A 10,410-nucleotide genomic window follows, 5' to 3' on the forward strand; every position below is an offset into this window, starting at 1 on the left:
TTTAATGATCAATAGAAATCTACGAAATAAAAATGGAGGAAGTTCAAATTTAGTCTTTTTTTAGACAAATTAACTACTGATTTTTGTTAAGAATTGTACTTATTTTATTCCCTGCCTTTTACACAGACCATTAACGAAATTGCCAAATAAGGAATGTCTTTTAAAATAAAAAAATCAGTTACCGGGAATCCCTCTACACTTTTAAAAACTCCGGGAGTTGTAATTAAAAAACTTAACGTTGTGACAAATATAATTGCAGAAGCACAACCTGCATAAAAACCAATTTTCTTAAAAAACAAAGAAAGCAAAAGTCCAATTCCGGTAACAACTTCAAAAATCCCAATACAATTAGAAACCTGCTGAACAGACATCACTTTATACATCCAACTCATTGCAAAATGATTTTCAACTAAATCTTTTATAGCGCCGGCTTCCACAGCTGTGAATTTAAAAAGCCCTACCCAGATTAAAATAATTACGGTTCCTAAAACACCAAGCTTGTATGCAAATTCATTTAAATTCATAATATCTTTTTTTTTTAAATTAGAATTATCAATATTAATCGTTCTTTTAGGAATTAAATGTCAGCTACTTGTCATAATCGATTAATTTTAAGAATCAAAATTTTTTAATATTCGTTTAATTTCATTCTAAAAAACAAAAAAATGCAATTCTTGGATGTCGTATTATTTTAATTAGAAAAATGATGTAAAATCTGATTTTAAATACCTGACAAAAGTGAACTAATTTCTTATTTCCAATGTTCTAAAAAGAATCCAAAACTAACAATTATTACTATTTTTATTTATATTGTTACATTTTTTATAATAGAAAGCTATATTTTGTATTGATTTTGAGATAAATTTGCCAACTATTAAAATTAAAGCAATTCCATCAAAATTGAAGTAAAAAAGAAAAGTAAAACCAATTTATATCCATTCTACAACCAAATCTGATTACAAAAAAGCCAATCGCAATTTGTATTTTGGTTTGGGTATCGTATATAATGAAATATTGAAATTGACGACCTTATATCTTTTTCTAATTTTGTTTTTCCATTATAATGAGCAGGAAATTGCTGTGGTTAGAAATTACAATTAAAAAAAATAAAAAATGAGTAAGACATTATTTGACAAAGTATGGGATTCACATGTAGTGCGTAAAATTGAAGATGGACCGGATGTGTTTTTTATTGACCGTCATTTCATTCATGAGGTTACGAGTCCTGTTGCTTTTTTAGGATTAAAAGCCAGAGGCGTTAAGGTTTTATACCCTGAACGTACTTTTGCAACTGCAGATCACAATACACCAACCATAAACCAACATTTACCAGTTGAAGATGCTTTATCTGCCAATCAGCTTAAAGCGCTTGAAGATAATGCTGCCGAATACGGAATTTCGCACTGGGGTTTAGGTCACATTAAAAATGGAATTGTACACGTAGTTGGTCCTGAAAACGGAATTACTTTGCCAGGTGCTACTATTGTATGTGGAGATTCTCACACATCTACTCACGGTGCTTTTGGAGCGATTGCTTTTGGTATTGGAACTTCTGAGGTCGAAATGGTACTTTCTACTCAATGTATCATGCAGCCAAAACCAAAGAAAATGCGCATCAACGTAAATGGTGAATTAAGCAAAGGTGTTGGTCCAAAAGACGTTGCTCTTTATATTATTGCTCAATTGACTACTTCCGGAGGTACTGGTTATTTTGTTGAATACGCCGGTGATGTTTTCGAAAACATGACAATGGAAGGTCGTATGACGGTTTGTAACCTAAGTATCGAAATGGGTGCTCGTGGCGGAATGATTGCGCCTGACCAAAAAACTTTTGATTTCCTTGAAGGCAGATTATATGCTCCAAAAGGCGAAGCCTGGGACAAAGCGGTTGCTTATTGGAAAACACTTAAAACCGATGATGATGCTGTTTTTGATGCTGAATTAAACATCAAAGCTTCAGATATTGAACCAATGATTACTTATGGTACTAACCCGGGAATGGGAATTGGTATCTCAAAACATATTCCGAACGCCAATCAAGTTGAAGGCGGTGCGGAAACTTACAAAAAATCTCTTGCCTATATGGGCTTTGAAGAAGACGATGTGATGATTGGAAAACCAATTGATTATGTTTTCTTAGGAAGTTGTACAAACGGACGTATTGAAGATTTTAGAGCTTTTACTGAAATTGTAAAAGGAAGAAAAAAAGCAGATAATGTTACCGCTTGGTTAGTTCCGGGTTCTCACGTTGTTGAAGCTCAAATTAAAGAAGAAGGTTTATTGGATATTTTAACCGAAGCTGGTTTTGTATTGCGTCAGCCTGGTTGTTCGGCTTGTTTAGCAATGAACGATGACAAAGTTCCTGCAGGAAAATATGCAGTAAGTACATCAAACAGAAACTTTGAAGGTCGTCAGGGTCCTGGTTCAAGAACATTATTAGCAAGCCCAATTATGGCCGCCGCTGCTGCTGTAACAGGAAAACTAACGGATCCGAGGGAGTTATTTTAAAAGATTTATGAATGTAGATTAACGATTTTTGATTTCAGATTTCTTCGTTAATCCTTTTAAAAAAATCTTTAAAAAATTTCAATTTACATTTTACAAAATATTAACGATTACAATTTTTCTTTTCTGAGAAGAAAAATCAAAAATCGTTAATCAAAAATTAAAAATAAAAATGGCATACGATAAATTTAATATACTTACCAGCAGCGCAGTGCCGTTGCCTATTGAGAACGTAGATACAGATCAAATCATTCCGGCTCGTTTCCTGAAAGCTACAAAACGTGAAGGTTTTGGAGACAATCTTTTTAGAGACTGGAGATATAACGGAGACGACTCCCCAAAAGCTGATTTCGTTTTGAACAATTCAACTTACAGCGGAAAAATCCTTGTGGGAGGAAAAAACTTCGGTTCAGGATCTTCAAGAGAACATGCAGCCTGGGCTGTTTATGATTACGGATTTCGTGCTGTAGTTTCAAGTTTCTTTGCAGATATCTTTAAAGGAAACTGTTTAAACATTGGCGTATTGCCTGTTCAGGTGAGCCCGGAATTTGCAGATATTATTTTTAAAGCAATTGAAGCTGATCCTAATACACAATTAGAAATCAACTTACCAAACCAAACGATTACTTTGTTAGCAACTGGTCAACAAGAATCTTTTGCTATTAACGGCTACAAAAAGAACAATATGGTTAATGGCTTTGATGACATTGATTATTTGCAAAATATTAAAGAAGATATCGTGACTTTCGCAGATAAACTTCCTTACTAAGAAAAATCTTGTTCAATCTATTTAGACCCGACAGGTTTTCAAAACCTGTCGGGTTTTTCTAAATTAAATGAGAAAACACAGAACGCGGATACAACTGATTTGCTATCGCAAAAACGCTAAAAAAAACAGATTTTATTTTTAGCTAAAGTAAAAATCAGTGGTAATCCGAGTCTTCGTAAAGAGAATCAGTAAAATCGGCGTCGAAATTAAAATATGGATCAATAATATCCAGCCATTAGAAATTAGAATATCAATATGGAAAGAAGAAAAATTGAAATAATGGATACGACGCTCCGCGATGGTGAACAAACATCTGGAGTATCATTTTCTGCTGCAGAAAAACTAACCATTGCGCAATTGTTGTTGGAGGAATTAAATATTGATAGAATCGAAATTGCTTCGGCGCGTGTAAGCGAGGGCGAATTTCAGGCCGTAAAAGGCATTACATCCTGGGCAGCCGAAAAAGGATATATTAATCGTATTGAAGTACTCTCGTTTGTAGACGGTGGCGTTTCGATCGAATGGATGAAAAAAGCGGGTGCCAAAGTGCAGAATTTATTGACCAAAGGTTCAATGAATCACCTGACACATCAATTAAAAAAAACACCCGAACAGCATTTTTTAGAAATTGCTCAAATCATAGCTTTAGCAAAAGAAAACAATATTGAAACAAATGTTTATCTTGAGGACTGGAGTAACGGAATGAGAAATTCACCTGAATATGTTTTTCAGTTTCTTGATTTTTTATCTACTCAACCCATCAAAAGAATTCTGCTTCCTGATACTCTAGGTGTATTAATTCCGTCTTTGACTTTTGAATTCATCACAAAAATCAGAACAAAATATCCGCAAATTCATTTTGATTTTCACGCACATAATGATTACGATTTAAGCATTGCCAATGTTATGGAGGCTGTAAAAGCAGGCATAAACGGACTTCACGTTACTGTAAACGGAATGGGAGAAAGAGCCGGAAATGCACCGCTTGAAAGCACTGTTGCCGTTATAAACGATTATCTGCCAGAAGTTAGCATCAATATTAAAGAGACATCTTTATACACGGTCAGTAAATTAGTTGAGACTTTTACAGGATATAGAATTCCTGCCAATAAACCAATTGTTGGCGATAATGTTTTTACACAAACTGCCGGAATCCATGCGGATGGAGATAACAAAAACAATTTATATTTTAATGATTTGCTTCCGGAACGTTTTGGAAGAAAACGTAAATATGCCTTAGGCAAAACTTCAGGAAAAGCCAATATCGAAAAGAATCTTCAGGAATTAGGTTTAAAACTAAACAACGAAGATTTAAAATTGGTCACACAAAGAATCATTGAATTAGGAGATAAAAAGGAAACTGTTACTAAGGAAGATCTTCCATACATTATTTCAGATGTTTTGGACAGTCATACTTATGAAGATAAAATCACAATAGAATCGTATGTATTAATGCACTCAAAAGGAATGCGTCCCTCAACGACTTTGCTCCTAAAAATTGATGATGAAATCATTGAGGAAAACGCACAAGGAGATGGTCAGTTTGACGCTTTTATGAATGCTTTGTCAAAAATCTATAAAAGCAAGAAACTAACACTTCCAAAACTGATCGATTATGCGGTTCGAATCCCGCCAGGAAGTAGCTCTGACGCATTATGCGAAACAATCATTACCTGGGTAAACAACGGAAAAGAATTTAAAACCCGTGGTTTAGATTCAGATCAAACAGTTGCCGCAATTATAGCAACTCAAAAGATGCTGAATGTAATTCCGTAAGGTTCTAAGTTGCTAAGACTCTAAGGTTCTGATAAAAAAATTAGGATCTCAGCAACTCAAAACTATGAAAACATAAAAAACAATTATAAATTAAAATTCTGACCAGCTAAGAAAAAAACTTAGTAACTCAGAATCTTAGAAACTCAAAAAAATGAATTTTAACATAGCCCTTTTAGCAGGAGACGGAATTGGTCCTGAGGTAATTAATGAAGCAGTAAAAGTATCTGATGCAATTGCAAAAAAATTCAATCACGAAATAACATGGACACCAGCTCTTACGGGAGCTTGCGCAATTGATGCCGTTGGAGTTCCTTATCCTGATGAAACTCACGAAATTTGCATGGCAGCCGATGCTGTTTTGTTTGGCGCTATTGGACACCCAAAATACGATAACGATCCAAGCGCACCAGTTCGCCCTGAGCAAGGATTATTATTGATGCGTAAAAAACTAGGTTTGTTTGCTAACGTGAGACCTACTTTTACATTTCCTTCTTTAATCGACAATTCTCCTTTAAAAAGAGAAAGAATCGAAGGAACGGATTTAGTTTTCTTAAGAGAATTAACAGGAGGTATTTACTTTGGAGAAAAAGGAAGAAGAGACGGCGGAGAAACTGCATTTGACAATTGTGTTTACACAAGAGCCGAAGTTCAGCGTTTAGCTAAAAAAGGTTTCGAATTAGCGATGACTCGTAGCAAAAAATTATGTTGCGTTGATAAAGCAAACGTATTAGAAACTTCACGTTTATGGAGAGAAACTGTTCAGGCAATGGAAAAAGATTATCCTGAAGTTACTGTTTCTTATGAATTTGTTGATGCTGTTGCAATGCGTTTAGTACAATGGCCAAATTCTTATGATGTATTAATTACTGAAAATCTATTTGGAGATATCTTAACTGACGAGGCTTCTGTAATTTCAGGTTCAATGGGATTAATGCCTTCTGCTTCTGTTGGAGAACATACTTCTTTATACGAACCAATTCACGGATCTTATCCGCAAGCAACAGGATTGAATATTGCTAATCCTTTGGCTACTATTTTATCTGCAGCCATGATGTTTGAAGATGCATTTGGTCTTAAAGATGAAGCCGAAGCAATTAGAGCAGTTGTAAACAAATCACTAGAAGAAGGAATTGTTACTGAAGATTTAGCTGCAAAAGGAACTAAAGCATACAAAACCAGCGAAGTTGGAGACTGGCTTGTAGCGAATCTATAAAAAAGTTTAAAGTTTATTTTGTTTCAGGTTTCACGTAGAGGCGCACAGCAGTGCGTCTTTCCTTTGTGTTAGATGCACTGCTGTGCATCTCTACGAAGAAACAAAATTTACCGCATAAAAAAAGGGATCAACTTTCGTTGATCCCTTTTATATATTTAGAAAAAAATATTAATATCCTCCTCTGTTACCACCACGGTCATTTCCACCACGGCTGTTTCCTCCACCATAACCACCGCGTGAATCTCCACCACGACTGTTATTGTTGAAGCTTCTTCTTTCGCCTTCTGGTTTCGGTTCAGATTTATTAACCACAATTGCACGACCTTGAACAGTAGCTCCGTTCAATTCATCAATTGCTTTTTGAGCTTCAGCATCGTTTGGCATCTCTACGAAACCAAAACCTTTGCTTCTTCCTGTAAATTTATCAGTAATGATTTTAACTGAATCTACTGCTCCGTAAGCCTCGAAAGACTCTCTTAAATCTGCTTCCTCAATACTGAATGGAAGGCTTCCAACAAAAATGTTCATATGTACTTATTTATAATAATATAGCAAATGTACTCTTATTTTTCTGTAATCTACTATATATTAGTTTATTTATGTTTTTATTTTGATTTAAAAAAATAAAAAACTAACAAAAACCAATCTGTCAGAAATTATTTTACTAATAAAGTATAATATTGCCTAGTGTAGCCGGTACTTTATAAAACACACCTTCTGTAAAAGTTATTTTTGGGTTTTCAGTATCACTTGTGTTTTGATTTATTGCATTAAATTTAAATGTCCCTGAAATAGTATTACTTTCTATATCGTATTCTGTAATAACAATTTGACCACTCCCAACTCCTGCACCTGTAGAAAAAACAGCAGATTGAGACGGAAGCGTATTTGAATAAGATGCTTTTGAATCCTTATTAATACCCAGAATATAAGTTCCTTTTACCGGTGATGCCGTTTGTAGAATCACTTTTTCATAGCCCAAATTACCCTCAATAATCATACTGGTATTGACTCCCTTATATGCTTTATAACTTTGAGCTCTCCAAAAAACATTATTTTTCAATCCCTGAAAGGCAGGAGTATTAAATTTTACATCTTCAGTACAAGATGCAAACATCAAAATCGTAATTAACAGGTAAATGTATTTTTTCATAAAGCAATGAATTTGTGGCAAAAATACCTTATTTGACTTAAACAATGAAAATTTAAGCTCTAAAACAGCCTAAAAATCACAAAAAGCTGATTAAAATATTTTTAATAAAGTTTGGAACACATAATTCATAAAAAAACTATATCTTTGCGCCCTTAATTAACAGAGGTCGAGTACCTCAAAATTTAATCATAAGATTATGTCAGTAAAAATTAGATTACAAAGACACGGTAAAAAACAAAAACCTTTTTACTGGGTTGTAGCTGCAGATGCACGCTCAAAAAGAGATGGTAAATACTTAGAGAAAATCGGTACTTATAATCCAAACACAAACCCTGCAACTATCGAATTAAACATTGATAGTGCTGTAAAATGGTTACACAATGGTGCACAACCAACTGATACAGCTAGAGCTATTCTTTCTTACAAAGGAGCTTTATTGAAACACCACCTTGATGGAGGTATTCGTAAAGGTGCTTTGACTCAAGAGCAAGCTGATGCTAAATTATCTGCTTGGTTAGATGCTAAAGCTGGAAAAGTTGATGCTAAAAAAGACGGTTTAACAAAAGCGCAAGCTGATGCTAAATCTAAAGCTTTTAAAGCAGAACAAGAAGTTAATGCTAAACGTTTAGCTGCTGCAGCTCAAGCTGAAGCTGATGCTATCGCTGCTGCAACTCCTGCAGTTGAAGAAGAAGTTGCTGAAGTTGAAGAATCAACTGAAGAAGCTCCTGCTGCTGAAGAAAATAACGAAACAACTGAAGCATAATTATATTTAGCGGGAATGCGTAAAGAAGATTGTTTTTATTTAGGTAAAATCGCTAAAAAATTTAGTTTCAAAGGTGAAGTTCTTGCCTATTTAGACACGGACGAACCTGAGTTATACGAAAATCTGGAATCAGTGTTTGTTGAATGCAACAAACACTTGGTTCCTTTTTTTATCGAAAAAAGTTCTTTGCACAAAAACGATTTTCTTAGAATTCGTTTTGAAGACATGAATACCGAAGAAGATGCAGATGCCATTATGGGTAATGCCATTTATCTTCCTTTGAATATGTTGCCAAAACTTTCCGGCAACAAATTTTATTTCCATGAGGTTATCGGTTTCGAAATCGAAGACCAGCGTTTAGGCGTTTTTGGAAAAATTGCTGCTGTAAATGATACAACGGCACAACCACTTTTTGAAGTTTTAAATGGTGAAGTCGAAATGTTAATCCCTATGATTGATCATTTCCTTGTAAAAATTGACCGCGAGAATAAAAAAGTGATCATGAACCTTCCGGAAGGATTGGTAGAGATGTATCTTTAAGTTTTAAAATTCCAAATTCCAATCTGAAAAGTAAATTTCATTTTTTTTTAAATTCCAAATTTCAGTAGAAAAGATGTTTTCTTAAATATATTTGAAAGAAAAAACCCTCATTTAAATCTATTTTACTACTTTTAAATTCCATTATATATTGGAATTTAAAAATTGGATTTTATATGCCTAAGCCCTACGATTTAGAAGAAAGAACTTTCTTATTTGCAAAAGAGTGTCGAATTTATATTAGAACTTTAGCAAAAACAACATCAAATATTGAAGATGGCAAACAGTTAGTAAGATCCTCTGGTTCTGTTGGAGCAAATTACATTGAAGCAAACGAAAAACTGGGAGATAAAGATTTAATTTTTAAACTTAAAATATCAAGAAAAGAAGCGAAAGAATCTAAATTTTGGTTGAGATTACTGCACGACTTAAATCCAGAACAAATAATTTTTTCAGAATCTTTATTATTCGAAATAGAAGAATTAAGAAAAATACTATCCGCAATTATTACCAAAACATCAAAATAATTAATTAGGATTTTAATCTTATTTTTACACCTTAAATAAAATATTTTATTCCGCTTTACACTTGGACTTGGAAATTTCTTTTTTAAGTTTGGAATTTGGAATTTAAAAAAATTGGAATTTACTATCTATGTTTTCATTCAAACAATTTTCAGTTGCACAGGATCGATGCGCTATGAAAGTAGGAACAGATGGCGTTTTATTAGGCGCATGGGCTCCTGTAAATCACAATCCGTTTAGTATTTTAGATATTGGCGCAGGAACCGGAATCATTGCTTTGATACTGGCTCAGCGAACTCATGCTGAACAAATTGACGCACTTGAAATTGATGAAGATGCTTATGAACAAGCAGTTGATAATTTCGAAAACTCTCCTTGGGGCGACCGTTTATTTTGTTTTCATGCCGGTTTAGATGAATTTATTGAAGAGCCGGAAGATGAATACGATTTAATTGTTTCCAATCCTCCTTTTTATGCTGAAGATTATAAAACCGAAAATGAACAACGCGATTTAGCCCGTTTTCAAGATGCAATGCCTTTTGAAGAATTAGTCGAAGCAGCTGATTTATTACTTTCTGAAAATGGAATATTTGCCGTTATTCTCCCATTCAAAGAAGAAGAGAGCTTTATTTCTTTAGCCAAAGAATCAGAATTATATCCAATAAAAATCACCCGCGTAAAAGGAACTCCAACTTCACCAATAAAACGCAGTTTATTGGCTTTTAGCCGAAATGAGAATCCAGAAATCGAAATCGATGAGTTAACGATCGAAATAGACAGGCACGTTTATACTCCGGAATATATTGAATTGACTAAAGAGTTTTATTTAAAATTCTAAACCTGCTCAAAAATACTTTTGAACTGATATAGAATCCTTTCTATCAATCGTAAATCTTCGGTTACAATTTCAGCGCTTCCTTTCATTTCCTGCTGAAAAACGATTTGCTTTTTATATGAAGTCAGCAATCCGCTTGGAAGAGCTACATCCAATAATAAATTTCCGTCTTTATCCGGAACTAACGAAATATTTCGAATCTTTCCTTTCAGGACACCAAACTCCCGATCAGGAAAATTTGCTAATCTGATATTTACAGTTTGCCCCACTTTTATTTTTCCGGAATTCAACGCCGGCGCTTTTACTTTTCCAACAAAACCATTTTTTGTATCCGG

At 34.1% G+C, this 10,410-nt stretch carries 11 protein-coding genes and 1 pseudogene; 8 read left to right on the forward strand and 4 right to left on the reverse strand.

The annotated features are described in order from the left end of the window. Nucleotides 1-104: 104 nt before the first annotated feature. Nucleotides 105-524 (reverse strand): DUF417 family protein, encoded by a 420-nt coding sequence (locus ACQKCJ_RS12135; protein ID WP_271337457.1) that lies wholly within the window; start codon nucleotides 522-524, stop codon nucleotides 105-107. A 589-nt stretch (nucleotides 525-1,113) separates the two neighbouring features. Between ACQKCJ_RS12135 and leuC the strand changes: the two genes are divergently transcribed. The 4 genes from leuC (at nucleotide 1,114) to leuB (ending at nucleotide 6,263) form a co-directional block, all read left to right on the forward strand. Beyond that, complete coding sequence (leuC, locus tag ACQKCJ_RS12140) at nucleotides 1,114-2,508, forward strand: 3-isopropylmalate dehydratase large subunit (RefSeq protein ID WP_271337456.1); 1,395 nt, start codon at nucleotides 1,114-1,116, stop codon at nucleotides 2,506-2,508. Nucleotides 2,509-2,677: 169 nt separating this feature from the next. Beyond that, entirely contained in the window at nucleotides 2,678-3,274 is a 597-nt protein-coding gene (gene leuD / locus ACQKCJ_RS12145) for a 3-isopropylmalate dehydratase small subunit (RefSeq protein ID WP_271337455.1), read from the forward strand. Nucleotides 3,275-3,529: 255 nt separating this feature from the next. Next, nucleotides 3,530-5,050: an alpha-isopropylmalate synthase regulatory domain-containing protein gene (locus ACQKCJ_RS12150; protein WP_271337454.1), complete on the forward strand. Its 1,521-nt coding sequence runs from the start codon at nucleotides 3,530-3,532 to the stop codon at nucleotides 5,048-5,050. Between the two features lie 151 nt (nucleotides 5,051-5,201). Continuing rightward, entirely contained in the window at nucleotides 5,202-6,263 is a 1,062-nt protein-coding gene (leuB, locus tag ACQKCJ_RS12155) for a 3-isopropylmalate dehydrogenase (protein ID WP_271337453.1), read from the forward strand. A 168-nt stretch (nucleotides 6,264-6,431) separates the two neighbouring features. Here the strand turns inward: leuB and ACQKCJ_RS12160 are convergent, their stop codons facing one another. After that, a complete protein-coding gene (locus ACQKCJ_RS12160; protein WP_026982652.1) occupies nucleotides 6,432-6,791 on the reverse strand; it encodes an RNA recognition motif domain-containing protein in 360 nt (119 codons plus the stop codon). A gap of 136 nt (nucleotides 6,792-6,927) precedes the next feature. After that, the gene (locus tag ACQKCJ_RS12165; RefSeq protein WP_271337452.1) at nucleotides 6,928-7,416 is read right to left on the reverse strand and encodes a DUF6252 family protein; all 489 of its coding nucleotides are present in this window, start codon (nucleotides 7,414-7,416) and stop codon (nucleotides 6,928-6,930) included. 196 nt (nucleotides 7,417-7,612) lie between these two features. On the opposite strand from ACQKCJ_RS12165, the gene ACQKCJ_RS12170 reads away from it, so the two are divergent. The 4 genes from ACQKCJ_RS12170 to ACQKCJ_RS12185 all read left to right on the forward strand — a co-directional run bounded on the left by ACQKCJ_RS12170 (nucleotide 7,613) and on the right by ACQKCJ_RS12185 (nucleotide 10,078). Beyond that, nucleotides 7,613-8,179 (forward strand): 30S ribosomal protein S16, encoded by a 567-nt coding sequence (locus tag ACQKCJ_RS12170; protein WP_427402092.1) that lies wholly within the window; start codon nucleotides 7,613-7,615, stop codon nucleotides 8,177-8,179. 15 nt (nucleotides 8,180-8,194) lie between these two features. Further along, the gene (gene rimM / locus ACQKCJ_RS12175; RefSeq protein ID WP_089477692.1) at nucleotides 8,195-8,719 is read left to right on the forward strand and encodes a ribosome maturation factor RimM; all 525 of its coding nucleotides are present in this window, start codon (nucleotides 8,195-8,197) and stop codon (nucleotides 8,717-8,719) included. 173 nt (nucleotides 8,720-8,892) lie between these two features. After that, nucleotides 8,893-9,243 (forward strand): four helix bundle protein, encoded by a 351-nt coding sequence (locus ACQKCJ_RS12180; RefSeq protein ID WP_427402093.1) that lies wholly within the window; start codon nucleotides 8,893-8,895, stop codon nucleotides 9,241-9,243. Nucleotides 9,244-9,370: 127 nt separating this feature from the next. Continuing rightward, nucleotides 9,371-10,078, forward strand: coding sequence for a tRNA1(Val) (adenine(37)-N6)-methyltransferase (locus ACQKCJ_RS12185; protein WP_271337449.1), 708 nt, complete (start codon nucleotides 9,371-9,373; stop codon nucleotides 10,076-10,078). On the opposite strand, the pseudogene ACQKCJ_RS12190 reads toward ACQKCJ_RS12185, so the two are convergent. Next, nucleotides 10,075-10,410, reverse strand: a pseudogene (locus ACQKCJ_RS12190) (HlyD family secretion protein); the annotation flags it as partial. The gene ACQKCJ_RS12185 and the pseudogene ACQKCJ_RS12190 sit on opposite strands and share 4 nt — an antisense overlap.

Source organism: Flavobacterium sp. NPDC079362 (assembly GCF_050267765.1).
Lineage (GTDB): Bacteria > Bacteroidota > Bacteroidia > Flavobacteriales > Flavobacteriaceae > Flavobacterium > Flavobacterium azizsancarii.